Below are 26821 nucleotides of genomic sequence, written 5' to 3'. Positions count from 1 at the left end.
TAACCCAGTTTTATAAAAATACTTCATACGTTTAGTAAGAAGTGGTTGGTTGTAATTTGTGTTAAAAGGGCACTAAATTAATAGTGTAAAAGTAATGCATTATTTATTTTAGCTGAAATTCTATAAAAAATAAGCCTACCGAAATTAATAAACGCATATTGTGTGTAAATATTGATTCAATAGCGCGAAAAAACAGCAAAAATGAAGATAATTTCTTATAATGTTAACGGTATTCGTGCCGCCCTTAAAAAAGGATTCTTAGATTGGTTAATAAGTGCAAATCCAGATGTTATTTGTTTACAGGAAATTAAAGCCAATGAAGACCAGTTAGATTTAGACATTTTTGCAGAAGCAGGATATCCATATAACTATTGGTTTAGCGCACAAAAAAAAGGTTATAGTGGTGTTGCTATTTTAAGTAAAATTAAACCAAATCATGTAGAATTTGGCACAGGAATTGAATCAATGGATTTTGAAGGACGTAACATTCGTGCCGATTTCGACGACGTGTCTGTAATGAGTTTATACTTGCCTTCTGGGACAAACTTGGCGAGGTTAGAACATAAATTTGAGTATATGGCGATGTTTCAAGATTATGTTACCGAATTGAAAAAGGAAATTCCTAATTTAATTATTTGTGGTGATTATAATATTTGTCACGAAGCTATAGATATTCATGATCCTGTGAGAAATAAAAATGTCTCAGGATTTTTACCTGTAGAACGCGAATGGATTGGTACGTTTATGGATAGCGGATTTATAGATTCGTTTAGACATTTTAACAAAGAACCAGACCATTATAGCTGGTGGAGTTATCGTGCTAATGCTAGAAATAATAATAAAGGTTGGCGAATAGATTATTGTTTGGTAGCTAATCATTTAGAATCGCGATTAAAGCGTGCTGTTATTTTACCTGAAGCCAAGCATAGTGACCATTGTCCTATTTTAGTTGAAGTAGATTAATTATATTATAACCTTGAAGCTTTATCTTATGAATTACAAATTAATAGTATCGGTATTATCTATAATGGTTGCAACCACATCGTGTGTAGCGCCTAGAGTTTATAAAGATTTAGAAACGAGGCATGACGCTTTAAAGCAAGAAAATCAATCGTTGATGGATGAGAATGCTGAATTATCTGCTGCTAAAACGCAATTAGAAGGAGATTTGGCAGAACTTCAGACAAATTACGATAAAACATTGGCGCAACGCGACCGACTTCAAAATGATTTTGATGCGTTAAAATCTAACCATCAACATTTACAAGATTCTTATGAGGCTTTAGAAAAAAATAGCTCAGAATCTATTGCTAAAAACGTACAGCAAAACAGAGAGTTATTAGCGCAGTTAGAAGCAAAAGAGCAAGCTCTAGCTGCAGAAAATAACAGATTAGAAGAATTAAAAAAAGAACTACAATCCCGTTCAAATCGCGTGGCGGAATTAGAACGTGTTATTGCAGAAAAAGACGCGACTATGCTTGCGTTAAAAGATGCGATTTCTAGAGCCTTAACCGATTTTGAAGGCCAAGGGTTAACTGTAGAGCAACGTGATGGAAAAGTCTATATTTCTATGGAAAACAAACTCTTGTTTAGTTCGGGAAGTTGGGCTGTAGGTACAGAGGGGCGTAGAGCAGTAGAGCAATTAGGAAGTGTGTTATCTGTAAACCCAGATATTGCGGTACTTATAGAAGGCCATACAGACGATGTGCCTTATAAAGGTAACGGACAATTATCTGGAAACTGGGATTTATCGACCAAACGCGCCACGGCTATCGTGAATATTTTAAGAGAAAATAAAGGGATAAATCCAGAGAATTTAACGGCAGCAGGTCGCGGAGAATATGCGCCAATAGCCTCAAATTCAACTGCTGAAGGGCGTGCTAAAAACCGTAGAATAGAAGTGATTTTAACTCCTAAGTTAGATGAAATATCTAAACTTTTAAATGAGATTTAGACGATTTATTTTACGAGGTACTCGCTTGGAGGGGCCTAAAAGAACATAATGTGGATGCTTATAAAGATATTGACTCTAATAAAATAGCACAGTTGGAGGCTGTTGATATGGATATTGATTTTTTAACTAAAGACTGTAAAGATGCTCAATAGAAAGATTTTTTTACTTGTACTTTTTGTGTTTAGCTTTAGTTTTGCAGTTAGTTCACAAATAGATATACATAAGAAGGATACCCTAAACTTAAAATATGATAGAAAACTTTTAGTTAAAAAGAAACACAACTATGAAAACTATACTTATTATTATTTAAAAAATAGTGGGAATAATGGTTTTTTTTATTTTAAACAAAATAAAAAGAAACTCTTGAAAAATAAAATTAACCCAATTTGTGTTAAAGATATTTTGAAAAGCAGACAATTTTATAGTGGGAAAAATAATACTAGCGTTATTGACGATTGGGAGTTGTATATGTATTTTAAGGAAAAATCAATTTATCTAATTAAAGGAGATTCTATAATAGAATTGGAGCCAAGTTATTTAATAGAATAAATACTACTGAAATTGAGTAGGTAACCCGCTAGTGCGCGATTGCATCGTGTATCTACAATAAAATTATGTTTGTTATAGTATTAATGGAATTTTGGTTTTAATTGAGAATGTAGTTTGTATTTCAGGATTTAAATTAGAATAAACCACACGAAAGGATTAGCTACGCTGAATCTGCGATTTCGTGCGGTAGCGTGGTTTATGGGACAGTATGTTGATGCAATTGCTATGTCTTTGTTAACATGGGATATTGAATATGGAACAGGTGGTGATTTGGGGTGGGATTATTATAGAAGCATGGCTTTAGGAGGGTTATTTCAAGTGGATTCTAATGGTAATATTGTTACTGAAACGGATGCTTTTAAAGCTTTGGTTCCTGAATTAATCGATAGACAAAATATCTCAAAAACATTAACAAACGAGCAAAATGGAAATAGCAATGCGAAAGGAACGAAGTGTGATTAAGTCTGTTTTTATAATATTCATTTTATGTTCATTTAGTCAGTTTTATGGACAAAAAAGTATTGAAGGAAGATATAGTAATTTAATGCCTAATCAAGAGCATTATAATTTCTTTGATTTTAAGAAAAATGGAATTTTTGAGTACCATTCAGGAGCGAGTTTGGGTGATGATAAATATGGTAAAGGTCATTATCAAATAAAAAACGATTCATTAATTTTGAATTACGATTTAACAGAACCAATAAAAATAGGATATCATATCTCCAAAATTTGGAGAAATAATAAAGATTCAATTTGCATAAAATTTGTTTTGTTCGATTTAAATCATAAAGTGCTAGATCCTCCCGCAGCAAGTGTAATGTATAAGGATAGTTTGTCAAAATATGGTTATAGTGGTGTTGCTGCTAATAATAGCGGTGTAGCTGTTTTTAGGCTTAAAAAAGAAAAAAATAATCTACAATTTATGTTGTCCAATTTAGGGTATAAACCATATAACCTCATAGTTGATAGAAATTATAATTATGAGATTTCTGTTTTTATGCAAAATCAAGGTGAGGGATTACCAATATTGAATCAAACAGATACTTTAGAAATTGTAAAACAAGGGCGTAAATATCTAGAAGTAAAAAATAAAAATGGTACTACTGTACGGTTGCAACGTGTGGTGGATGAGTAGTTTTAGATTAGGGTTATGCAGGGGAATAAGGTTTAATTGACAATATGGTTGTATTTTAGGATTTAAATTAGAATAAACCACACGAAAGGGTTCGTGCGGTAGCGGGGGTTACCGATTTAATAATATATTTATGGCACGGACTATAAGACCGCGTTATCGGGCTCAAATTCAACTGCTGAAGGTCGCGCTAAAAATAGAAGAATTGAAGTGGTGTTAACACCTAAATTAGATGAGATTTCTAAACTTTTAAATGAGATTTAGGAGTAGATTTTGGTTTTGTTTATTTGAGTTCACTTTTTCTGGTTGTATCGGAATTAGTGAACTCAGTTTGTTTTTAGTCTATAAAAAGTAAAAAAAAGCTATGGTAAACGTATTCTTTATGGTTTTTTATCACAAGATGTAGATTAATTAAATCTAATATTTAATTTAATTTTTAATTAATTTATTGTTTTAATGGTTAATTTATTTTTGTTTCTCATTTTTTTTTTTTTTTGGAAAAGTGTTATTCCTATTCTACTAGTTGTATTTAGTTTGTTAACGAATAGAGCCATTTAGTGACCATCCAACTTATGGAAATAAAAAAGTAAATAGGTATTCTAAAAGTAGATGGATAAATTGACTAGGAAAAATGAATAACTAATTTATTTTTTAACCATCTAATTTTATTTAAAATGAAAAATGTAATTTTAACATTAGTATTTGTCTTAGGTGCTGCCATTAGTTTTGCAAATAATAGTACTGTAGATGCAGCAGAAGAAGATTATAATTGCGTGCCTACAACGCTTTCTTGTGGTATAGAGGGCTGGTCTTGTGGAGAGTCAACCACAGAAATTATTGAAAAGGCTTTGGCGGCAGATGAAGCGCTATGCCCTTAATTAATTATTCGGTTACCTGCTTGTTTTTATAGGCGGATAACTTTAAAACTAACAGTTTACATAATATGTTTTATAAATTCATGTTCTTTATTATTTTTTTGACCTCTCTAAGTATACAGACTCAAAATAAATATGTTATACAGCATACATTCACTTATAGGCTAACATATCAATCAGATTCTACAGATGTTTATGCCAAACAAAGTGAAGACATGTTGCTCTTAACTAATGATGAGGTTTCAATATTTCTAAGTGAAAACACTTATTTAAAAGATTCAATACTTCTTGATATAAAAAATAAGCCTGCCGCAGAAATTGGTATGCTAGATATTTCAAGATTTCCAAAAACTCAATTTCATTTTAAAATATTAAAAGAAAAGAAAGAAGATAGCATAACTGTTTATGATAAAATATATACAGATAATTTTGAGTATAAAGAACAGAAGAATGGAATGAAATGGAGTATAACCACCGATACGTTATCAATAAATGGTCTTAAATGTCAGAAGGCTACGACCTATTATGGGGGTAGAAATTATGAAGCTTGGTTTTCTAATGAAATCCCAATCTCTGATGGACCGTACAAGTTTAGTGGTTTACCTGGTCTCATTGTTAAGATTTCGGATTTAAAAAATCATTATGTATTTGAATTAATTGCTAAATCTGATATGAACTTAATTTATTCAAATTTAAAACCAGGAAAAGACCTTTTTATTACAACCAAACCCATCTATTTTGAAAAGTTAAAAGATTACAAGAAAAATATAATAGAAAGAATAGCACAATCGGGTTTTACAATAAAGGATGACTATAAAGAAGGGGTGAAACAGAAATTGAAAAAAAGGAATAACCCAATTGAATTATAAACTGGCTAGTAAAATAGGAGTTTATTAGTTTGATCTTTTTTTTTTTTTTTGATAAATGTATTATTCTTATTTACTGTTAGTTAATCATCAATTCCTTGAAAAATAAAGCAAGAACAAGTAATTACTGTTTATTAATGCATCAAGCTATTTTTTGTTTAACTATCGTTTTATTTAGTATTTGTGACATGTTTTCGCAATCTAATATTAATGGCTTGTTGTTAACTAAAAATGGTAAGCCTGTTTCTGGTGCAAGTATTACTATTACACCGTTACATTCAGACCAAATTTTAAATTATGCCATTTCTAACAGTAAAGGTTATTATTCAATTCCTGTAAACGGTTATGCTGAAAATATACAGCTAAACATTAAGTCTATGGGCTATAAATCGGTTGTTAAAACTATTTTAAACAAAAGCCAAACACTAGATTTTATTTTAGTAGAAGCACCTACGGAGTTAAATGAGATTGTTATAAAAAATAGTCCTATTACGAAGCATGGAGACACTATAAATTATGCGGTTAATGCCTTTACAAAACAAGAAGATAGAACCATAGCCGATGTTCTAAAAAATATGCCAGGAATTGAGGTTCTTAGTGACGGTAAAATACTCTACCAAGGTAAACCTATTAACAAATATTATATTGAGGGCTTAGATTTACTTGAAGGGAAATATAATCTTGCAAATGAAAACTTGCCGCATAAAGAAGTTAGCAAGGTACAAGTTTTAGAAAATCATCAGCCTATTAAAGTTCTGGATAGTTTGGTGTATTCGGATCAAGCAGCTTTAAATATTAAGCTTAAAAACAAGTATACCTTTACAGGGCAAGCCGAATTAGGTGCAGGCTCGGAGCCATTACTCTGGGATACGAATATTACCCCAATGCTATTTTCTAAAAAACGACAAATGCTTAGTTCTTATCAATCTAATAACATCGGTGATAATGTTGCATCACAATTAAAAACCTTAACTATTGAAGATTTATTAGATCAATTTGAACGCAATAACGAAAAGCAAGATTGGTTAGCAATTCAAAAAATTGGTGTTCCAAATTTTCCGGAGCAACGTTGGTTAGATAATAATATTAATTTACTAAGCGCTAATTATTTACAGAAGTTAAAAAAGGATTTAGAGCTACGTCTAAATGTGTCCTATCTTAATGATTATCAGCAACAAAACGGTTTTACAAATACGCAGTTTTTCACTGCAAACGATACCATTTCGTTGTTTGAAAATAAATATAATCAGTTTTATAAAAATTCATTAGAAACTAATTTAACCATCCAAAGAAATAGTAATAAAAACTACTTTAAAAATAGTTTAGTTGTTCAAGGGTTTTGGGATAGTGAGCGTGGTAGTATTCAACAGTACAATGAAAATATTAGTCAAAGTTTAAGTAATCGCTACTTCAAATTATCTAACAATTTAAAAACCTTATTTCCTTTAGGGAAACAAATTGCAACTTTAAAATCTTATATTGGTGTTAATAGAACGCCACAGACATTAACTGTAAACCCAGGACAGTTTGAAGATTTATTAAACGGTGGTTTACCGTATAATGAAGTAATTCAAAATTTGGAGCTTAATACATTCTATACAAATAACTCTATAGGCTTTACAAAAGGTTACAAAAAATTTAGTTTGTCGCCAAAACTAGGTGTGCTGTTTGAAAAGCAACGTTTGGAAAGTGGAATTTTTACTTCAAACATAGTTAATAACGAAATATTTAAAAATAATTTAGCTTGGATACGTTCAAAATTCTATGCGCTTTTACAAACACAATACAAATCGGAAAAGTGGCGCATAGAATTACATACACCTATTAATATCCACACTTATCAATTAGAAGATGAATCGTTGAGTAGAAATCAAAACCTAAGCCGTATAACTTTTGATCCACGAATTTCTTTAACTTTCGATTTAACCTCGAACTGGAGTTTGTCAACATCAGCACATTTAAATAATGATTTTGGCACAATTAATCAGGTTTACTACAATTATATATTACAGAATTACCGTAGTATTCAACGTATAGACGCTCCCTTGCCTGAAAATCGAAATTGGGGTTATTCTACCTCGTTTAGTTATAGAAATCCAATTAAATCCTTTTTCTTTAGTTCGGTTTACAGCCATACTAAAACAAATACTAATCTTTTGTTCAACAATAATATACTAGAGAATGGGGCAACAGAACTACAGGCTATAGAACAAGATAATACACGTTTAAATCATAATTTTATGACAAGGGCAAGCAAGTATTTTAGTAAATTAAACACTAACTTAACCTTAGGTGTTAATTTTAATTTACAGGATTTTCAACAAATATTGAATTCAGAAATAACAGATATCTCTAATGAAAATTGGCGATTAAACGGTAAAATAGATACAGATGTTACCGATTGGTTAAATACAGAATTAGTAAGTGTGTTTCAGTTTGCGAACAATCACATTCAGAATCAAGACAATCAAACTATAGTTCAACAATTTCATGAATTTAATGTCAATGTCTATCCAGAAGAACATCATTATTTTGGTATAAAAACCGAATATGTGAAAAGTAATTTAGGTAACAGGCGGGCAGAAAATATTTTTGCCGATGTGGTATATAGATACACTTGGAAAAAGAAAAAAATTGATTTTGAGTTTCAGATTAATAATCTATTTAATGATAAAAATTATCTAACCGCAATAGTAGATAGCTTTAGTTATATAGAATCTAATTTTGCTTTAAGACCAAGACAAGGGTTAGTGAAAGTTAGATTTTCGTTGTAAGAAACTTGGGTATTGCTTATCGATTCGGTTATAATTTATCTTATAAACGAAATTAAAAACAGAAGAATAGAAGTTATTTTAACGCCTAAATTAGATGAAATTTCTAAACTTCTAAATGAAATTTAGACGATTTATTTCTAAAAAAAATATTTAATTCTAAACGCTAAATGTGTCTTGTAATTTATAATAATTATAAGGGATATTTAGCGTTTGTTTTTTCTTCATAGTTGAAATAAGTTTTAACTTAGTAGCTTAAGTTAATTCTACATTTAAATTAAATATGAAGCATGTTTTTTGGGTTGTCTGTTTGGTCGTACTGTCGGCTTGTAATTCCAAAACGAAACAGTCAGATTATGTTGCCATAGAGGATCTAAAACTACAACATAAAGATGGTTTTATTGGAGATTCTCAATGTATGGAATGCCATAAAGGGGTGTATGATGATTGGAGAGGTTCAGATCACGATTTAGCCATGCAAGTTGCTAATGATTCTACAATTTTAGGCGATTTTAATAATGTAAAAACTATTATTGATGGCGTGTCTTATCATTTTACAAGATCGGAAGATGATAAATTTATGGTTCATGTTAAAGAAATAGACGGCAGTGAGGTTGATTATGAAATTAGTTATGCGTTTGGAGTAAGACCGCTTCAGCAATATTTAATAGATTTTGATCGCGGAAGAAAACAAGTGCTTCGTGTTACTTGGGATACCGAAAAAGGAGTATGGTTTCACCAATATAAAGGCGATGAAATAGATCCGCACGATTGGTTGCATTGGACAGAGACCGCTCAAAACTGGAATACCATGTGTGCCGAGTGTCACTCAACAAACTTAGAAAAGGATTATAATGTTGAAACCGATAGTTACGATACTAAATATTCTATAATTAATGTGAGTTGCGAAAGTTGCCATGGTCCTGCAGAGCGTCATGTGTATTGGGCAAATAATATTCAAGATAGTACACATACCGAAAACACGTATATCATTCCAGGAAACTCTCAGTTTAGCCAGATGAATATGTGTGCACCTTGTCATGCCAGACGTGCGCGTTTAACAGAAAAAATGATTCCTGGAACTCATTTTGAAGACCAATATCTACTTCAAAATATAACCAACGATTTATATCATGGCGATGGACAAATTGAAGATGAAGATTATGTATATGGGTCTTTTCTTCAAAGTAAAATGTATCATGAAGGCGTGACCTGTTCCGATTGTCACGATCCACACACTTTAAAAACAAAGTATACAGACAATAGATTATGTTTACAATGTCATACTCCTAACTATAACGAACCTTCTCATCATTTTCATGAAGCAGAAACAGATGGTGCACAATGTGTAAATTGCCACATGACGGGAGCTGTTTATATGGGGAACGATTTTAGACGTGATCATAGTTTTAGAGTGCCAAGACCAGACCAAAGTGTAGAATATGGAACACCAAATGCGTGTACGCAATGTCATCAAGATAAATCTGATGAATGGGCAGCAAAGCAGGTAGTAGAATGGTATGGTCCAGACCGATTAGATCATTATTCAGATCAATTGTTAATTAGTAATAAATCTAATATTAGTGTACAAGAACGCATGGGGTTAGATACATTTATTAATAATCTAGATTATCCAGCAATTGCAAGAGCTACAGTAATTGAGAATATAGATATTACAAATAACGAACAGTTTGAGGTTATTCTAAAAAGTCTGGAAGATCCTTCTCCAATGGTTCGCTTTAATGCGCTTCAGAAATTTAGAAATATAAGTCCACAGGACCGTGTATTTATCGCGTCTAAGCATTTAAGCGATACCACACGTTTGGTTAGAATAGGAGCCATGCAATTGTTAACAGGAATTGATGCTCAAACTTTAGCAACAATTAATCAGTCAGAACTTAGTAAAGCGAGACATGAGCTAGAAACCATGATGTTTACCAATGCAGATTTCTCTACAGGACGTTTACAATTGGGCGATTATTATCTTCAGAATAATGATCCTGATAATGCTATAAAAAATTACGAATTAGCGTTAAAGAAAGACAGTTTATTGCTACCAGTGTATTCTAATTTAGCAACAGCATATAGTTTAAAAGGGAATTCAGAATTGGCATTAAGTACGTTAAATACATGGTTAAGAAAAGAACCAAATGCTGGACGAGCTTATTATTTAAGAGCCCTTTTAAATTTTGAAATCAAAGCGAACGAACAGGCTGTTTCCGATTTAAATCAAGCCATAAAAATAGATTCTACAGATACGCGATCTATGTATAATTTGGCAACATTTTATTATCAGAATAAAAAGTTTACCGAAGCAGAACACGTGATATTAAAAGCTGTAAAACTATTGCCAGACAATCAGGATTACCAGTATTTATTAGCCTTAATTTACCAAGGTCAGGGTAAAACTGAACAAAGTAATCGCATCATGCAAAATTTACAGAACAATCAAAATAATTCTTAAAAACTCAGTTTAAATGAAATATACAACGTTGCCACATTCAGATATTAAAGTGAGTAAACTCTGTTTGGGAACAATGACTTGGGGAAATCAAAACACCCAAGAAGAAGGATTTAGTCAAATGGATTATGCGGTAGATCAAGGTATTAATTTCTTTGATACTGCAGAATTATATCCAGTACCGGCGCAAGAAGAAACCTATGCAGAAACCGAACGCATTATAGGAAAATGGCTTAAAAAAACAGGAAAACGTAGCGACATTGTTTTGGGGTCTAAAATTGCAGGAACTGGAGATTATACTGCACATATTAGAACAAACGGATTTGCTCCAAAAGCTATTGAAGATGCCATTAATCAGAGTTTAAAACGTTTGCAAACAGATTACCTAGATTTATATCAATTGCATTGGCCAGAACGTCAGTCTAATTTTTTTGGAACGCGAGATTATAAACATAATCCAAATGATCCGTGGGAAGATAATTTTAATGAAGTTTTAAATAGTTTAGACAAAGCTATACAAGCCGGTAAAATTAGAAATATAGGAATCTCTAACGAAAAAGCTTGGGGTGCCATGCGATATTTAGAAGAAGCTAAATACAATGGAAAACCTAGAATGAAAACGATTCAGAATTCGTATTCTTTAATAAATAGAGGGTTTGAAAATGATTTGGCTGAAATAGCCATGCGTGAAGGTTTAGGCCTGTTAGCGTATTCCCCAATGGCCTTTGGTGTATTGTCGGGGAAGTATGTGGAAGGTCTTGCAGACGAACATTCAAGATTAAATTTATATCCTCGTTTTTCGAGATATAGTAGTGTAAATTGTACTAAAGCAACTACAGAATATTTAAAAATTGCTAAGCAAAACGGATTAAGTTTAGCACAAATGTCTTTGGCTTTTGTAACTCAGCAACCTTTTGTAACGAGTAATATTATAGGAGCTTCAACCATGGAGCAACTAAAAGAAAATATTGAAAGTATACATGTGGAGTTAAGTGAAGAGATTATTACTGAGATAAATAAAATTCACGAAGAAATTCCAAATCCAGCCACATAAAATTATCACCTAAAAATTAAGCATAAAAAAAGCCTTACTTGAATAAAGTAAGGCTTTTTTATTAGTTGATTTGATTACCATCTTTATCAAAAAAGTGGTATTCTAGATATGTGTAAGCATCTCTGGGCATAATTTTTACCCATTTTTTGTGTTCAACAAACCATTTTGAACGAATTGATGGAAAGCCTTTTGTTAAGAAGGCTGCTATAAAAGGATGTGTGTTTAAAACCAGCTTTTTATAGTCTTTTTTTAATAGTCGCTCAAGTTCTTGAGTTATTTTTTGTACCAATACTATTGGTGCTTCAACTTCTTCGCCTTTAACTCCGTTCGGGTTATCTTCACGGGTTTTTATGTTCATTTCTGGGCGAACACGTTGTCTTGTAATTTGTATCAATCCAAATTTACTTGGAGGTAATATTTTGTGTTTCGCTCTATCATCCTTCATTTCATCACGAAGGTAGTTGTAGAGCGTTTTTCTGTTTTCAGCATTAGTCATGTCGATGAAGTCGACAACTATAATACCTCCCATGTCGCGTAAACGAAGTTGTCTCGCTATTTCCTGGGCGGCAATCATATTTACTTCTAATGCGGTGTCTTCTTGAGAATTGGCTTTGTTAGAGCGATTACCACTGTTAACATCTACAACGTGAAGGGCTTCGGTATGTTCTACTACCAAGTAAGCGCCTTTTGCCATAGAAACCGTTTTTCCAAAGGACGTTTTAATTTGTCTTTCTACTCCAAATTTCTCAAAAATAGGAACATTAGACTGATACAATTTAACGATTGATTCTTTGTTAGGTGCAATAAGTTGCACATAATCTTTAATTTGGTGATAAAGTTCTTCATCATCAACTTGTATGCTTGTAAAAGTATCATTAAAGATATCTCGCAAAATAGACGAGGCTTTGTTTAATTCTCCTAAAACTTTACTAGGGTGATGTGCTTTGTTAAGTTTCTTACACATTGCAGTCCAACGACCAAGCAAATTTTGTAAATCTTTATCTAATTCGGCAACTTTCTTGCCTTCTGCTACTGTACGAACAATAATACCAAAACCTGGAGGCGTAATGCTTTTAACCAATCGTTTTAGGCGGTCTTTTTCGGCTTTGTCTTCAATTTTTTGTGAAATTGAAATACGGTCGGAAAAAGGAACAAGAACAATATAACGTCCAGCAATAGAAAGCTCAGAGCTTATTCTAGGGCCTTTGGTAGAGATTGGTTCTTTTACAATTTGTACGAGTAGGGATTGATTAGACTTTAAAACATCGATGATGCTTCCGTTTTTGTCAATCTCTTTTTCATTTGGGAAATCTTTTAAAAAGAAATCGTTTAGTTTACCTGTGCTTACACGTTTTGTGAATTTTAAAAGGGAAGGAAGTTTTGGTCCTAAATCGTGGTAATGTAAAAAGGCATCTTTTTCGTAGCCTACATTTACAAAAGCAGCATTTAGCCCAGGAACAGTTTTTCTTATTTTGGCGATAAACACGTCACCAACGGAAAAATTGTTACCTCCTTCGTCTTTATGTAATTCAATAAGTTTTCCATCTTTTAATAAGGCAAAATCAACATGTTGGGGACTAGATCTTACGATCAATTCTTTATCCATTTCGTTAATTTTTATCCATACTATTTGGTGTAAAGTAAATAGTAATGTGTTGACATATAAATTTATAGCAACCCAAAACTAATAACTAATAACCGAACTGTACAGATGGATTATACATTATTTTTTCACAGGATTTAATCTGTGGAGTTTCCTTTTTTTGCGAAAGGTATATCGCGGGGAAACTCATGTCAAAGAACAATTTGATAAAAACCAAAAAAGTAGTTATAAAACTACTTTTTGGGATTATTTTTTCTTTTTGTGACGGTTAGCACGAGCACGTTTCTTACGCTTATGCGTTGCTACCTTATGTCTTTTACGTTTCTTACCACTTGGCATAGATCTGTCTTTTTTAGGTTAATATTTAGTTTTTTGTTATTCTTTAACGTCTACATTAGTTTTTACACCTTCTACAAATACTTTTGCAGGTTTAAATGCAGGAATGTTGTGTGCAGGAATTTTAATAGTAGTGTTTTTAGAGATGTTTCTACCAGTTTTTTCCGCTCGAGTTTTGATTATAAAACTACCAAAACCTCTTAAATATACGTTATCACCAGCTTCTAAAGATGTTTTTACTTCTTCCATGAATGTTTCCACAGTTGCTTGAACATCACCTTTCTCGATTCCTAATTTCTCAGAAATTTTCGCTACTAAATCAGCCTTAGTCATTATTTATTTTTTTAAAAGTTATCAATTAATTATAAAGGGATGCAAATATAGTCATTTAAAATTCAATATTTCAAACCTAATTCATTAAAATTTAAGATTATAAACGATTATGTTTGCCACTTCTAATTTTAATATATGTCTTTTAGTAAAACTTTAACACATTGGTACTCAATTAATAAGCGTCAACTTCCTTGGAGACAGACAACTAATCCATATTATATCTGGTTGTCTGAAATAATTTTACAGCAGACTCAAATTAAGCAAGGGTTACCTTATTATGAAGATTTTGTGACCACATTTCCTACAGTTTTTCATTTAGCGAAGGCAAATGAAGCAGAAGTTTTAAAACTTTGGCAAGGTTTAGGGTATTATTCTAGGGCCAGAAACTTGCATGCTGCGGCAAAATATGTGGTCGATGAACTGCAAGGTGTTTTTCCTACTAATTATAAAGACTTATTAAAACTAAAAGGGGTAGGCGACTATACCGCTAGTGCTATTGCTTCTATATGTTATAACGAAGTCGCGGCCGTTGTAGATGGTAATGTGTATAGAGTTTTATCTCGTTATTTCGGAATTTATACACCTATTAATTCATCTAAAGGTGCAAAAGAATTTAAAACTTTGGCTCAAGAGTTAATTGATGTTAAGGATCCTGCTACGTTTAACCAGGCGGTTATGGAATTTGGAGCAATACAGTGTAAACCTAAAAGTCCAGATTGTACAATTTGCCCTTTTAATAACAGTTGTTATGCCTATAGTAATGCTGTAATTGGTGAATTACCAGTAAAGATAAAAGCAGCAAAAGTGTCTAAAAAGTATTTTAATTTTTTAGTATTTCTAACCCCAAATCAAACTACTGTTTTAGAGCAACGTCAGGGTAAAGGCATTTGGCAAAATTTGTATCAATTTCCTTTAATTGAGTCAGAAAAAGGATTGACACATAGGCAACTTCAGAAGGAGTTAGAAACCTTAGATGTTTTAAAAGGTAAAAATTTCGAAGTGTCGTTATATAATAAAGACGAAATTGTACATAAATTATCGCATCAACATCTATATACACAGTTTTGGATTATAGAAGTCGATTTTAATATAGAGGGCGCTATTTCTGTGTCTGAAGTTGAGGATTTTCCAGTTCCGATTCTAATAGGAAACTTCATTGAAAATTTCAATTTTTAACATTAGAAATTTATATCTCATAATTTTTTTATTAATTTTAAAAAAGTTGAACTACAAAGTGTAATTTTGCAGTTCGTAAAACAATAATTTATGGCTGGTACGTTAAATAAAGTAATGCTTATAGGACATTTAGGAGACGATGTTAAAATGCACTATTTCGAAGGAGGTGGTTGCGTGGGCCGTTTTCCCTTGGCAACAAATGAAACCTATGTAAGTAAGCAAACTAACGAACGGGTTACAAATACAGAGTGGCATAATATTGTTGTAAGAAATAAAGGTGCAGAAATTTGTGAAAAGTATTTAAGTAAAGGTGATAAAATTTATGTTGAAGGTCGTCTTAAAACCAGAAAGTGGCAAGACGAATCTGGACAAGATCGTTACTCTACAGAAATACAGTGTACAGATTTTACTTTTTTAACGACGAAAAAAGAAAGCGGAGCAAATGCAGACCAATCACCGCAAGTTGCTAAAACCGCAGAAAATAAACCGGCCCCAAGTCAGAGTGCTACAAATGAAGCCGACGACGATTTGCCATTTTAAATGTTTAACTAATTTTATTTCAATTGGATCCTGACCCCTCGAGTATTTTAGCTTTAATTCTCTCATTTAATTTTCCATTAATTTTTGGAGTAGTACTTTTATGTGTATTACTAATTTGCTCGGCTCTTATTTCTGGAGCAGAAGTAGCTCTGTTTTCTTTAACTGTTACCGACATAAATGAAGGCATAGAAAAAGACTCTAAAGCTATTCAGCTAATAGCAAAATTATTAGAACGCCCTAAAAAGTTATTGGCCACAATATTAGTTGCTAATAATTTTATAAATATCGCAATTGTAATACTTTTTGCTTATTTAAGCGATTTTATGTTTGGCGGAGTAACATCAGAAGTGGTACGTTTTATTCTAGAAGTTGTTTTAGTTACTTTTTTAATTTTATTATTTGGTGAAATATTACCAAAGATTTACGCCAGCAGAAATAAAATGAAATTTGCCACATTTATGGCTGTTCCACTTCAGGTTATGGATGTTTTATTTTCGCCATTAAGTTTACCTATGCGTAGTATTACATTGGCTATTCACGATAAATTAGGAAAGCAAAAATCTAACTTAAGTATCGATCAATTATCGCAAGCTTTAGAGTTAACTAGTGAAGACGATACTTCTAAAGAAGAACAAAAAATTCTTCAAGGTATTGTGTCTTTTGGTAATACAGATACCAAACAAGTTATGCGCCCTCGAATAGATATTTTTGCATTAAATCAGGACTTAAAATACCCGGAAATTATTCCAGAAATTATAGCTAATGGATATTCTAGAATTCCAGTTTACGAAGATAATATCGATAATATTAAAGGGATTCTTTACGTTAAAGATTTGTTGCCTTATGTAGATCGCAAGCAGTTTGATTGGAAAGCTTTAATTCGTGAGCCTTTTTTCGTTCCGGAAAATAAAAAGCTAGATGATTTAATGGCCGATTTCCAAGAGAAAAAAGTGCATTTAGCAGTTGTAGTAGATGAATATGGAGGAACGTCCGGATTAATTTCTTTAGAAGATATTATTGAAGAAATTGTTGGAGAAATTAGCGATGAATACGACGATGAAGATTTGATATATTCTAAACTAGACGACCATAATTTTGTGTTTGAAGGCAAAACACCTTTAAAAGATTTTTATAAAATTATTAAAATTGAAGACGATTCTGTTTTCGAACAAAAAAAAGGTGAAGCAGAAACTATTGCCGGTTTTGTTTTGGAGAACTCAGGGAATTTCCCAATTTTGAATGCTAAAATAAATTTCGAAAATTATCTTTTCACAATAGAAGCTATAGACAAAAAACGCATTAAACGTGTAAAAGTTACCATCTTATAATATGTTAAAACACACATTAAAAATCATTGTATTTTTTGTATTTATCCTAGTTGTATCCTGCGGAGACGCCCCTGTCCCTAAACCGAATGCTTACTTGAGATTAAGTTATCCTGAGGCGAGTTATAGCAAATCCGATTTAGATGTGCCGTTTACCTTTAACAAAAATTCTTTTGCAACTAATGTTGGATTAAAAAAGATGGCTGGTCAAGATAATTATGGTGTAAACATAGAATACTCCAATTTAAAAGGGACTATATTTCTTACCTATAAAAATATAGATGGAGATTCAATAAGCTTGATGAAGTTTATTAAAGATGCTCAAAATTTCACCCAAAAGCATACCATTAAGGCAGATGAAATTGTAGAACAAGTGTATATTAACGATGAGCGTAAAGTGTACGGTATGTTTTATGAAGTAGGAGGAAATGCGGCTTCTCAATCTCAGTTTTATGTCACCGATAGTGTAAATCATTTTTTAACAGGGTCTCTATATTTTTACACGAAACCTAATTACGATTCTATTTTTCCTGCAGCTAAGTATTTAGAAAAAGATATAAAACAGATTATGGAATCTGTAACTTGGAAATAAATTCAAGGCTTTAATATCTTGTGCTTCATTAAATTGATTTCTTAAAATTTTTATAAGTTTAAAATTGTTTTCAAAAAAAAGACTAATTTAAGGCTATGAAAAAACTAAAGAAAGAAGATATAAATCAGGAGGTTTTTGATTTATATGACGATTATGTACACAGTAAAATAGAAAGGCGTCAATTCTTAAAGAAACTTTCGTTGTATGCAGTGGGAGGGATTACCGTGTCGTCCTTGCTTAGCTTTATTTCTCCTAATTATATAGATTCCATTTTAGTTAGTAAAGACGATTCGCGATTAGATTCTAATTATATTACTTACAATTCTCCTAGAGGTGGCGGCGGTATTAAAGCATTACTTTCAAAACCTGAATCGCGTACAGGGAAACTTCCTGGAATTATTGTTGTTCATGAAAATAGAGGGCTTAATCCGTATATAGAAGATGTTGGAAGGCGTGCAGCCCTAGAAGGCTTTATCTCTATTGCTCCAGATGCATTAACGCCATTAGGTGGCTATCCAGGAAACGACGACGAAGGACGAGAGATGCAAAAGAAACGCGATAAAAATGAAATGCTAGAAGACTTTATTGCAGCGTTTAATTACTTGAAAAATCATGAAGATTGTACAGGTGAGATTGGCGTAGTTGGATTTTGTTTTGGTGGTTGGATTTCCAATATGATGGCTGTTCGTGTACCAGATTTAGGTGCTGCAGTACCGTATTATGGCGGTCAACCGAGTGCCGAAGAGGTTGTAGAAATTAATGCTCCACTAATGTTGCATTTTGCAGAATTAGATAAACGTGTTAATGCCGGTTGGCCTGATTATGAAGCGGCTCTTCAAGCGAATAATAAGCAATATGAGGCGTTTGTGTATGCAGATGTTAATCATGGTTTTCATAATAATACAACACCAAGGTATGATGAAGCGGCAGCAAGTTTATCATGGAATAGAACAATGGCTTTCTTTAAAGAGCATTTAACGTAGTTAAATTATAGATAAATACAGAATATATAGGCATTTCGAAAGAGATGCTTTTTTTAGTTCAATACTAGTCTCTAGTGCTTTTTATGTAACTTAAAAATGAGTATCTGTTTAAAGCTTCTGTTTTATTGTGGTTTAATCAGATTTATGCTGCAATTAAAACAAATTAGCGAATACATTTTGACTAATAATCCTTTATATTTAATAGTTATCAATTTTTGATGATGAAAATTGTTTTTTATAGAATTCGCTTATGTGGTTACGTGTTAGTTGTGATTTGGCATTCGATGTAGAAACTCCAACGCCTTTTATTTTAATGTTACGCCCTCGTAGCGGTGCTGAGCAGTGGATTGAACGCGATGAATTTAAAATAGCGCCCAATATGTCTATTATTGAATTTACAGATGGCTACGGGAATCTGTGTCAAAGATTCGTTGCTCCAAAAGGTGAGTTAACTATTTATACGACTTCAGATGTAAAAACTTCAGAATTTGTTGATGTAGATTTTGGTGCTCCTTTTGTAGAAATACAACATTTGCCAAACGACGTCCTCTGTTATTTGTTGCCTAGTCGATACTGTGAGTCCGATCGCTTTAATGAGTTGGCTAATTCAATTATAGCTAATAAAATGCCGGGGTATCAGCAAGTGCAGGCTATAGAAGATTGGTTGCGCCATACAATTAGTTATATTCCGGGAAGTAGTGTTTATCCAACTTCGGCTATAGAAGTAAATCAGAAAGGGTCGGGAGTTTGTAGAGATTTAGCTCATTTAGGAATCGCATTATGTAGAAGTTTAAGTATTCCTGCGCGTATGGTAGTGGGCTATTTGCATAATTTAAAACCCATGGATATGCATGCTTGGTTTGAAGCTTATGTTGGTGGACGTTGGTATGTTTTCGATGCTACTCAAACAGGAATAAAAGGAGGTTATGTGTCTGTAGGTTATGGGTTAGATGCTGCCGATGTCGCTATTTTTAATCAGTTTGGGCCTGCGGTTCATACATTAAAACAACGTGTAACTGTAACTCAAATTAAAAATTAAGAAAGCTTTTATTTTATTAAACGTCTAGTTAAATATATTGATGCGATAAAATGGCATGTAAACTATAAAAGCATCTCTTTCGAGATGCTTTTATATTAATTTATATCATGTTAGGGTTTATGCTTTTTTACTAGCACAACATCCTTCTTTTCCGTCTGCAGAACATGCCATTGCAACATCTTCAGATTTCTTTTTGCAGTCTCCATCACATGTGCCTTCACAGTCGCCTTTGCAAGTCATTTGCTTCGAAGTTTCTGTCTCATTTGTCGTTGTTGTGTCAAAAGTATCTACAGTTTTCATGTCTGTTACACTATACATCTCTCCAGCTTTAGTTACAGTTTCTTCAAGAGTAGTTGCATTTACTTTAGCCACATCATATTCTACCATAGCTAATTTTTTGTCGAAACTTACTGTTGCAGATTTAATACCATCAAGTTTAGATAATTTTTTCTCTATGGTATTAGCGCATCCAATTTGGCAAGTCATTCCTTCGATAGTGAATTCTGCTTTAGCATAAGTTGCATTTGGATCTATAGTTTTAGCGACAGCTTCTGTTGGGGCAGCTGTTTCTACTGTTTTTATTTCTGGTTCGGCTGATTTGTTTTTACACGAAAATGATACTGCTGAAAGTAATAATACCGCAAAAAGAATTTTAAAGTGTTTCATAGGATCTAAAATTTATAAGGTGAACAAATTTAATAATTTAAGTGATTTTTCGTGTTAAAAGTTCCATTTTTGTAGCGTTAGAATATATTGTATGAGCGAAAATACTTCAAAATGGGTCTATCTTTTTGTGTTATCATTAATATGGGGAAGCTCCTTTATTTTAATGAAAAAAGCGCTTATTGGAGTGACACCTTTTCAGTTGGGTGCTTTAAGAAATATATTTACAGCGTTTATCTTATTTACTGTTGGATTAAAATATATTAAAACTATAGATAAAGCAGCTTGGAAATGGATTGCATTATCTGGAGTGTTTGGGTCGTTTATTCCTGCGTTTCTATTTGCTATAGCCGAAACAGAAATAGATAGTGCTATTGCCTCTATTTTAAATTCATTAGTGCCGCTACAAACCATATTGGTTGGTTTTGCAGTGTTTCAAATAGCTTCAACAAAACGTCAGGTTTTTGGTGTTGTTTTAGGGTTTATAGGTACTGCTTTATTGGTTATGGAAGGTTCCGATTTAAATCCGCATCAGAATTATTTGTACGCAGGTTATATTGTGTTGGCAACTGTAATGTATGCCTTTAATGTAAATATTATAAAACGTCATTTGCAGCATTTAAAACCACTAACTATAGCGACGGGTAATTACGTGGTGGTTGTAATTCCGGCCTGTATAATATTGTTTTTTACAGGTTTTTTTGAACGCTCTAATTTGCATCAACCAACACTTAAAATGGCTTTGGTTTATATTTTTATTTTATCCTTTTTTGGAACCGCATTAGCGAAAGTGTTGTTTAATAAATTAATTAAAATATCGACTCCTGTATTTGCGTCTTCTGTCACTTATGTAATGCCTATTGTAGCATTAACTTGGGGATTTTTAGATGGCGAAGGGTTTAGCGTATTGCAAGGTTTTGCTTCTTTAATTATTTTGTCTGGAGTGTATTTGGCAAATAAGAGGGCATAAAAAAACCGAAGCTTGAACTTCGGTTTTAAAATTTTAAAAATTATTTTATTATTGAAAATCGGCATCAGTCACTCCAGAATTTATAAGAACTTCTTGTAGGTTAGCGTGTATTGGCTGACCCATTTGTGAACTTTCTTTTATAGAAGGGAATAAAATTCCTTCGAAAGCTTTATAGTCTTTAAGAAACGAATCTTGAACTTGAGATTGCCCGCCCATATTGATTACTTGAGTTTCTTTAACTTTTAAGCTCGTTTCTACATCGTAGAATAAATTGTAAGATACTGTTGTTCCAGGAACTTCAATTTTGTAGGCTTTTTGTCCTTTAACATCTTCGATACCTGCTAATTTGGCTGTACCTAAAGCTAGAATAGTTTGTTCCATAAATAAACCAGAAGAGACTCTCATATCTTTAGCCATTTCTGCAGGAATCGGGTTTTTAGCACCGCCTTGTTTTACAAAAACGTCCTCAGGAGTTACAATCATAGCCACCGCTAAATTATCATTCACAAAAAGATTTTGAGCTAATTTTCCGATTGCACGTTTTTCTTCAGAAATTATTTTAGAGCCATTTGCTTCTGCTTCATATTTAATAACAAGGGTGTTTACTTTATCTAACATTTCTTTTCCGCCAATTGCGGTAATGTAGTTTTGTAAAACACTTTCTGCAGTTACACCTTCAGGTATAGCAACTTCGTATACAGGCTTGTCTATTGGTTTAGCGTAAGTATCGTAATATTTAACTGGGATTCCTGTTTTTTCAAGATTAGTTAAAACGTCACTTCCTTTACCTGTAATTATGATACGTGAATTTTTAGATTGAAAATATTTGTTTGCTGCTTTCTGAATATCTGCAGGTGTTAAAGCATTAATTTTCTCCAAATAGGTTTCGTAAAAGTCACTTGGAAGATTATTTAATTTAATATTAAGTGCATATTCTGCAACAGTTTCGGGTTTTTCTAAAGCCATTACAAAACTACCTATATATTTAGCTTTAGCACTTTCTAAATCTTTAGGGTCTACAGGTTCTGTTTTAATTCTGTTGATTTCATTTAAAATCTGAACTGCAGCACTATCTGTTACAGCATTTCTTACTTGAGAGCTAGCAGTAAAACGACCACCGTTGTAGCGGCTATCTCTAAGAGATGAATAAGCACCGTAAGTATAGGCATGTTCTTCACGAAGGTTTTTAAATAAATAACCTTCACCACCACCACCTAAAATGTAGTTTGCAATTTGTGCAGAAAAATAATCTGGGTGATTCATTTTTAAATCAACATTGTTAGTTACAACAATATTAGATTGTACAGCGTTAGACATGTCTACAAAGTCTATTTGAGTAGTTGCTACGTTTGGAGTAACCTCAGGAAGTGTGGTTTTTATTTCAGCCCCTTTTTTCCATTTTCCAAAATCTTTTGTGATTGCTTTTTTAGCTGTTTTAAAATCGATATCTCCAACAACTATTAAATAGGCATTGTTAGGTATAAAGTATGTGTTGTAGAAATCTTTAACATCTTGAAGTGTGATGTTGTTCACGGTTTCTTCGGTAACAAATTCTCCGTAAGCTGTGTGTTTTCCAAAAGATAATGCAGATCCTACTCTAGAAGCAATTGCATCGACACTTTTTTCTTGAGATTTTAAACCTTCAATTAATTGGTCTTTACTTTTCTGAAATTCTTCTTCTGTAAATAATGGGTTTATAGCGGCATCGGCCATTAATTCTAAAATACGACCAGTGTATTTTGTTAAAGAAGAGGCATAAGCGCTTTGAGATCCAAATCCTAATCGAGCACCTAAGAAGTCGATTTCATCATTAAATTCATCTTTAGGGATAGAAGTCGTTCCGTTACCTAACATGTCTGAAAGTAAACTTGAAACTCCAGCTTTATCACCTTCAGTAATGGGTTTGTTGTCTAACGTTAATGAGTACGTTACTTTAGGTAATTTATGATTTTCTACAACAAGTACTTTTATTCCGTTTTTTAATTGGAATTCTTGAGGTGTTTCTAGTGAAATTTTTGGAGCTGGTCCTGGTTCAGGTTGTTTAGATCTGTCTATTTGTGCGTGAACGCCAACAGACATTAAAAACAATGCTAATAATACTGATATTTTTGTTTTCATTTTTGTGTACGTCTTTTTATTATTGCTTCTTTTCTTCTGGTAAGTACTCTAATAATAACCTTTGGTTAGGGTTTAAATACTTTTTAGCAACGGCTTGAATATCTTCTCTTGTTATAGATCTGTATATATTAATTTCGTCATTAATTAAATTCACATCGTCGTAAAGTAAATAGTAAGTCGCTAAAGAGCTAGCAATACCTTCGACACTAGAATTTGAATTAACAAAATTATTTTCGAATTGATTAAGTAATTTTTGATGATCTCTTTCTGAAATTAAATTTGTTTGAAGTTTTACAATTTCTTCGTCAATTTCTTTAGTTAAATCGGCAAGTGAAGTGTCTCCTAATGGTAAACCATAAACAATATATGCACTATAATCTTCTAGACTCATACTCATAGCTCCGACTTGTAAAGCCATCTTTTTTTCATCTACCAGTTTTTTGTATAGTTTAGATGATTTTCCACCACTTAAGTATTCAGAAATCATATTTAAAACATAAGAATCCTTCTCTTTATAGGATGGTGTTCTATAGGCTTCAACGATAGCAGGAATTTTAATATTTCCGTCATAAGCTTTGGCTTTAATCTCCGTTGTAATAGGAGCTTCTTGAGGTAGGTCTCTTACTACTGGAGTTCCTTTTGGAATTGGTCCGAAATAATCTTGGATCATTTTTTTAACTTGTGCTTTATCGATATCACCAGCAACAACTAAAACGGCATTATTTGGGATGTAAAACTTTTTATTGAAGTCTTTAAACTCTTGTAATGTTGCAGCATCTAAGTGTTCCATTTCTCCAATAGTAGTCCAGCGGTATGGATGCTTTATAAAAAGATTTTTTTGTACATTAATAATAAGACTTCCATATGGACTGTTATCATAGCGCATACGTTTTTCTTCTTTTACAACCTCATTTTGTGTATCTACACCAATTTGGTTGATTACCGGGTGCATTAAACGTTCAGACTCTAGCCATAAACCAAGTTCTACTTTGTTAGAAGGAAAGACTTCGTAATAGTATGTTCTATCATTTGTGGTGTTTGCATTAAATTTTCCGCCGTTAGCAGGAATAATTTTCATGAATTCTCCACGTTCTATGTTTTCGGTACCTTCAAATAAGAGGTGTTCAAAAAAGTGAGCAAATCCAGTACGCTCTGGGTTTTCATCTTTTGCTCCTACATGGTACATTACAGAGGTTGTAACAACTGGCGCAGTGTTGTCTTGGTGAAGAATAACATGCAATCCGTTGTCCAAATCGTACTCTTCAAATTCAACTTTTTGAGCTGTTGCCAAATGGCCAACAAGCAACAAAGAAGCTAAAGAAAATAAGCGTTTTTTCATTGTGAGTTTGTGTTTAAGTTGATTTTTAATTTATTGATATGTCTACTTGTACATATAATAGTTACATAATTAAGCTAAAATAAGTAATGATAATTTTTTAGAAGTATAATCTGTTATAAAAAACATGAGTTTTTTTGAATTGGTAAATTTAAGAAGAGGTATGTATTAATTCTGTAAAGAGAACTGAGTTAGAGGGGCATTTGTCTGTAATGTGACAAATTAAAATATTGATTTTGAGAAACTTGTTTTATTTTTGAAGCAGAAGATTTGAAAAGAGCACATTTTTTATTTCAATTTGCATAAAACGTTTGTAGTTTAATTAATTAGATGTATATTTGCACTCATTTTTGAACAAAATTAATAAATAAAACGTTACGCTATGTACGCAATTGTAGAGATAGCAGGGCAACAATTTAAAGTTGTAAAAGACCAAAAAGTGTTTGTTCACCGTTTAGCTTCTGAAGAAGGAGATGCAGTATCTTTTGATAATGTACTTCTTATAGGAGATGGTGACAATATTACTTTAGGCGCCCCGGCTATAGATGGAGCACAAGTAAGTGCAAAAATCTTAAAACACCTTAAAGGTGATAAAGTTATTGTTTTCAAGAAAAAGAGACGTAAAGGATACCGTGTTAAAAACGGTCACCGTCAAGCTCTTACTGAAATCGTAATTGAAAGCATTGCTGCTTCTGGAGCTAAAAAAGCTGCACCAGCAACAAAAGCTAAAAAAGCAACTGCTACTAAAGCAGATGATTTAAAGAAAATCGAAGGTGCTGGACCTAAAGCTGCTGAAGCTTTAGTAAATGCTGGAATCGATACTTTCGCTAAAGTCGCAAATACACCAGCTGAGAAATTAAGCGAAGTGTTAACTGCTGCTAGCTCAAGATTATCTCACATCGTTACAGAAACTTGGCCAAAACAAGCTCAGTTAGCTGCAGATGGTAAATGGGATGAATTAAAAGTATTACAAGACAAATTAGACGGTGGAATTGAAAAGTAATTTTTCAAATTCATTATTATTAACAATATAAAACCTTAAGACAATGGCTCACAAAAAAGGGGTAGGTAGTTCTAAGAACGGTAGAGAATCAGAATCAAAACGCTTAGGTGTAAAGATTTTTGGTGGTCAAGCTGCAATTGCTGGAAATATCATCATAAGACAAAGAGGTAATACACATCACCCAGGTGAAAATGTATATGCTGGTAAAGACCACACATTACACGCTAGAGTAGATGGTGTTGTGAAATTTACAAAGAAAAAAGACAACAAGTCTTACGTTTCTATAGTTCCTTTCGAGGCTTAAGAAATAGTTTCTTATACAATACAAAAGTCCTTGCAATTTATTTGCAAGGACTTTTCTTGTTACTATTAGTTTTCTATATTTAATTAAATATTTTTGGAGGAATTCGGGTTTATTTTAGTACGTGGCCAGTGCTTAATTAGTAGGTTCTTAAAAATTGGTCCGGGAGTTAGGCGCCTTTGTTAAATTGAATTTCTCATAATATTCCGAACTATTTAAAACACTTTTTAATTCATCTTTAGAATCTTTATTTCTTATTAGTATTTCAAAATTGTATCGATTTCCAGACTTATCGGTGATTATAATATGGTTTTTATTACCATAAATAGAGTGTGTTGTCCAGCTTCCATAATCCATATAATTCAAGTATACATTTTCAAGTTCATTAAGTGGAATATTTTTAGTTTCGCCATTTTCTTCAAATTCAATTTTTTCAGTTGATAATTTTAAAACACCAATTTTCTTAGGTTTAATAAAGGATTTACCAAATAAGAAGTAGATTCCAGAAAGGTATACTGCTAAAGCTAAGTACTTTAAATATATGTTTTGACTGTCTTTATCGTATAGAAAAACATAGAAGATAGAAATCACGTATAAAATAAGAAATACAATCGTAACGACTTTATTGACTTTATTTGAACTTACTATTTCTGTTTTAAATTCTGTAATCATTTTTAGAAATTAAGGTTGATTAAATTCGTAATTCGATTTGGAGCTATTTTTAAACTAAATTTAATATGGCTACTGTCTCTTAATGCTTTTTGCATGGCAGTATTTGTTGTTGCTTTAATAAAGCTAGGCATTTTTTTAATTAAGACTAATATTAGATGCAAAAAAATCC

The 26821-nt window shown here is 32.4% G+C and carries 25 protein-coding genes and 1 pseudogene; 20 read left to right on the top strand and 6 right to left on the bottom strand.

Features of this window, described 5'->3' with window-relative positions; all coding sequences use genetic code 11:
• The first annotated feature begins 201 nt into the window (after nucleotides 1–201).
• The 11 genes and pseudogenes from BN863_RS16300 (at nucleotide 202) to BN863_RS16255 (ending at nucleotide 11662) form a co-directional block, all read left to right on the top strand.
• On the top strand, nucleotides 202–963 hold the full coding sequence (locus BN863_RS16300) for an exodeoxyribonuclease III (protein WP_038532368.1): 762 nt from the start codon (nucleotides 202–204) through the stop codon (nucleotides 961–963).
• A 28-nt stretch (nucleotides 964–991) separates the two neighbouring features.
• Nucleotides 992–1954, top strand: coding sequence for an OmpA/MotB family protein (locus tag BN863_RS16295; RefSeq protein WP_038532365.1), 963 nt, complete (start codon nucleotides 992–994; stop codon nucleotides 1952–1954).
• A 141-nt stretch (nucleotides 1955–2095) separates the two neighbouring features.
• Complete coding sequence (locus BN863_RS16290) at nucleotides 2096–2503, top strand: hypothetical protein (RefSeq protein ID WP_038532364.1); 408 nt, start codon at nucleotides 2096–2098, stop codon at nucleotides 2501–2503.
• Nucleotides 2504–2701: 198 nt separating this feature from the next.
• Nucleotides 2702–2965 carry a hypothetical protein gene (locus BN863_RS16285; protein ID WP_038532361.1) on the top strand — a complete coding sequence of 88 codons (264 nt, stop codon included), beginning with the start codon at nucleotides 2702–2704 and terminating at the stop codon, nucleotides 2963–2965.
• Nucleotides 2928–3638 (top strand): hypothetical protein, encoded by a 711-nt coding sequence (locus BN863_RS16280; protein ID WP_141675503.1) that lies wholly within the window; start codon nucleotides 2928–2930, stop codon nucleotides 3636–3638. Before BN863_RS16285 ends, BN863_RS16280 begins: the two co-directional genes overlap by 38 nt.
• A gap of 162 nt (nucleotides 3639–3800) precedes the next feature.
• Nucleotides 3801–3899 (top strand): annotated as a pseudogene (locus BN863_RS18875) (cell envelope biogenesis protein OmpA); the annotation flags it as partial.
• Nucleotides 3900–4309: 410 nt separating this feature from the next.
• On the top strand, nucleotides 4310–4513 hold the full coding sequence (locus tag BN863_RS16275; RefSeq protein WP_038532357.1) for a hypothetical protein: 204 nt from the start codon (nucleotides 4310–4312) through the stop codon (nucleotides 4511–4513).
• A gap of 80 nt (nucleotides 4514–4593) precedes the next feature.
• Nucleotides 4594–5379, top strand: coding sequence for a GLPGLI family protein (locus BN863_RS16270; RefSeq protein ID WP_158409045.1), 786 nt, complete (start codon nucleotides 4594–4596; stop codon nucleotides 5377–5379).
• Between the two features lie 95 nt (nucleotides 5380–5474).
• Nucleotides 5475–8150: a hypothetical protein gene (locus BN863_RS16265; RefSeq protein ID WP_242404045.1), complete on the top strand. Its 2676-nt coding sequence runs from the start codon at nucleotides 5475–5477 to the stop codon at nucleotides 8148–8150.
• 280 nt (nucleotides 8151–8430) lie between these two features.
• Nucleotides 8431–10611 carry a tetratricopeptide repeat protein gene (locus BN863_RS16260; RefSeq protein ID WP_038532353.1) on the top strand — a complete coding sequence of 727 codons (2181 nt, stop codon included), beginning with the start codon at nucleotides 8431–8433 and terminating at the stop codon, nucleotides 10609–10611.
• Nucleotides 10612–10624: 13 nt separating this feature from the next.
• A complete protein-coding gene (locus BN863_RS16255) occupies nucleotides 10625–11662 on the top strand; it encodes an aldo/keto reductase (RefSeq protein WP_038532350.1) in 1038 nt (345 codons plus the stop codon).
• 61 nt (nucleotides 11663–11723) lie between these two features.
• On the opposite strand, the gene BN863_RS16250 is transcribed toward BN863_RS16255, so the two are convergent.
• Both BN863_RS16250 and BN863_RS16245 read right to left on the bottom strand, forming a co-directional pair.
• On the bottom strand, nucleotides 11724–13268 hold the full coding sequence (locus BN863_RS16250) for an Rne/Rng family ribonuclease (RefSeq protein ID WP_038532348.1): 1545 nt from the start codon (nucleotides 13266–13268) through the stop codon (nucleotides 11724–11726).
• 372 nt (nucleotides 13269–13640) lie between these two features.
• Nucleotides 13641–13934, bottom strand: a complete 294-nt coding sequence (locus BN863_RS16245) for an HU family DNA-binding protein (protein WP_038532346.1) — start codon at nucleotides 13932–13934, stop codon at nucleotides 13641–13643.
• A 135-nt stretch (nucleotides 13935–14069) separates the two neighbouring features.
• Here BN863_RS16245 and mutY point away from each other — a divergent pair, with 135 nt between their 5' ends.
• The 6 genes from mutY (at nucleotide 14070) to BN863_RS16215 (ending at nucleotide 19589) form a co-directional block, all read left to right on the top strand.
• Nucleotides 14070–15110 carry an A/G-specific adenine glycosylase gene (gene mutY / locus BN863_RS16240; RefSeq protein ID WP_038532344.1) on the top strand — a complete coding sequence of 347 codons (1041 nt, stop codon included), beginning with the start codon at nucleotides 14070–14072 and terminating at the stop codon, nucleotides 15108–15110.
• Nucleotides 15111–15200: 90 nt separating this feature from the next.
• On the top strand, nucleotides 15201–15650 hold the full coding sequence (locus BN863_RS16235; protein WP_038532341.1) for a single-stranded DNA-binding protein: 450 nt from the start codon (nucleotides 15201–15203) through the stop codon (nucleotides 15648–15650).
• A gap of 23 nt (nucleotides 15651–15673) precedes the next feature.
• On the top strand, nucleotides 15674–16978 hold the full coding sequence (locus tag BN863_RS16230; RefSeq protein ID WP_038532339.1) for a gliding motility-associated protein GldE: 1305 nt from the start codon (nucleotides 15674–15676) through the stop codon (nucleotides 16976–16978).
• A 1-nt stretch (nucleotide 16979) separates the two neighbouring features.
• A complete protein-coding gene (gene gldD / locus BN863_RS16225; RefSeq protein WP_038532337.1) occupies nucleotides 16980–17567 on the top strand; it encodes a gliding motility lipoprotein GldD in 588 nt (195 codons plus the stop codon).
• A gap of 95 nt (nucleotides 17568–17662) precedes the next feature.
• Complete coding sequence (locus BN863_RS16220; protein ID WP_038532335.1) at nucleotides 17663–18550, top strand: dienelactone hydrolase family protein; 888 nt, start codon at nucleotides 17663–17665, stop codon at nucleotides 18548–18550.
• Between the two features lie 250 nt (nucleotides 18551–18800).
• The gene (locus tag BN863_RS16215; protein WP_038532333.1) at nucleotides 18801–19589 is read left to right on the top strand and encodes a transglutaminase-like domain-containing protein; all 789 of its coding nucleotides are present in this window, start codon (nucleotides 18801–18803) and stop codon (nucleotides 19587–19589) included.
• Nucleotides 19590–19706: 117 nt separating this feature from the next.
• Here BN863_RS16215 and BN863_RS16210 read toward each other — a convergent pair whose 3' ends face one another.
• A complete protein-coding gene (locus tag BN863_RS16210) occupies nucleotides 19707–20255 on the bottom strand; it encodes a heavy-metal-associated domain-containing protein (RefSeq protein ID WP_038532331.1) in 549 nt (182 codons plus the stop codon).
• A gap of 91 nt (nucleotides 20256–20346) precedes the next feature.
• Between BN863_RS16210 and BN863_RS16205 the strand changes: the two genes are divergently transcribed.
• Nucleotides 20347–21222 carry a DMT family transporter gene (locus BN863_RS16205; RefSeq protein ID WP_038532329.1) on the top strand — a complete coding sequence of 292 codons (876 nt, stop codon included), beginning with the start codon at nucleotides 20347–20349 and terminating at the stop codon, nucleotides 21220–21222.
• Nucleotides 21223–21270: 48 nt separating this feature from the next.
• Here the strand turns inward: BN863_RS16205 and BN863_RS16200 are convergent, their stop codons facing one another.
• Both BN863_RS16200 and BN863_RS16195 read right to left on the bottom strand, forming a co-directional pair.
• Nucleotides 21271–23340, bottom strand: coding sequence for a M16 family metallopeptidase (locus tag BN863_RS16200; RefSeq protein ID WP_038532325.1), 2070 nt, complete (start codon nucleotides 23338–23340; stop codon nucleotides 21271–21273).
• A gap of 19 nt (nucleotides 23341–23359) precedes the next feature.
• Nucleotides 23360–24679, bottom strand: a complete 1320-nt coding sequence (locus BN863_RS16195; RefSeq protein WP_038532323.1) for a M16 family metallopeptidase — start codon at nucleotides 24677–24679, stop codon at nucleotides 23360–23362.
• Nucleotides 24680–25058: 379 nt separating this feature from the next.
• Here BN863_RS16195 and rplU point away from each other — a divergent pair, with 379 nt between their 5' ends.
• Together rplU and rpmA are read left to right on the top strand one after the other, a co-directional pair.
• The gene (gene rplU / locus BN863_RS16190; protein ID WP_038532320.1) at nucleotides 25059–25679 is read left to right on the top strand and encodes a 50S ribosomal protein L21; all 621 of its coding nucleotides are present in this window, start codon (nucleotides 25059–25061) and stop codon (nucleotides 25677–25679) included.
• 43 nt (nucleotides 25680–25722) lie between these two features.
• Nucleotides 25723–25983, top strand: coding sequence for a 50S ribosomal protein L27 (rpmA, locus tag BN863_RS16185; RefSeq protein ID WP_038532318.1), 261 nt, complete (start codon nucleotides 25723–25725; stop codon nucleotides 25981–25983).
• 147 nt (nucleotides 25984–26130) lie between these two features.
• On the opposite strand, the gene BN863_RS16180 is transcribed toward rpmA, so the two are convergent.
• The gene (locus BN863_RS16180; protein WP_038532316.1) at nucleotides 26131–26652 is read right to left on the bottom strand and encodes a hypothetical protein; all 522 of its coding nucleotides are present in this window, start codon (nucleotides 26650–26652) and stop codon (nucleotides 26131–26133) included.
• Between the last annotated feature and the right edge of the window lie 169 nt (nucleotides 26653–26821).

This window comes from Formosa agariphila KMM 3901 (assembly GCF_000723205.1).
GTDB classification, from domain to species: Bacteria; Bacteroidota; Bacteroidia; order Flavobacteriales; family Flavobacteriaceae; genus Formosa; species Formosa agariphila.
Note: the sequence above shows the minus strand (reverse complement) of the source record. Positions and strands in the feature narration are given on the sequence as shown.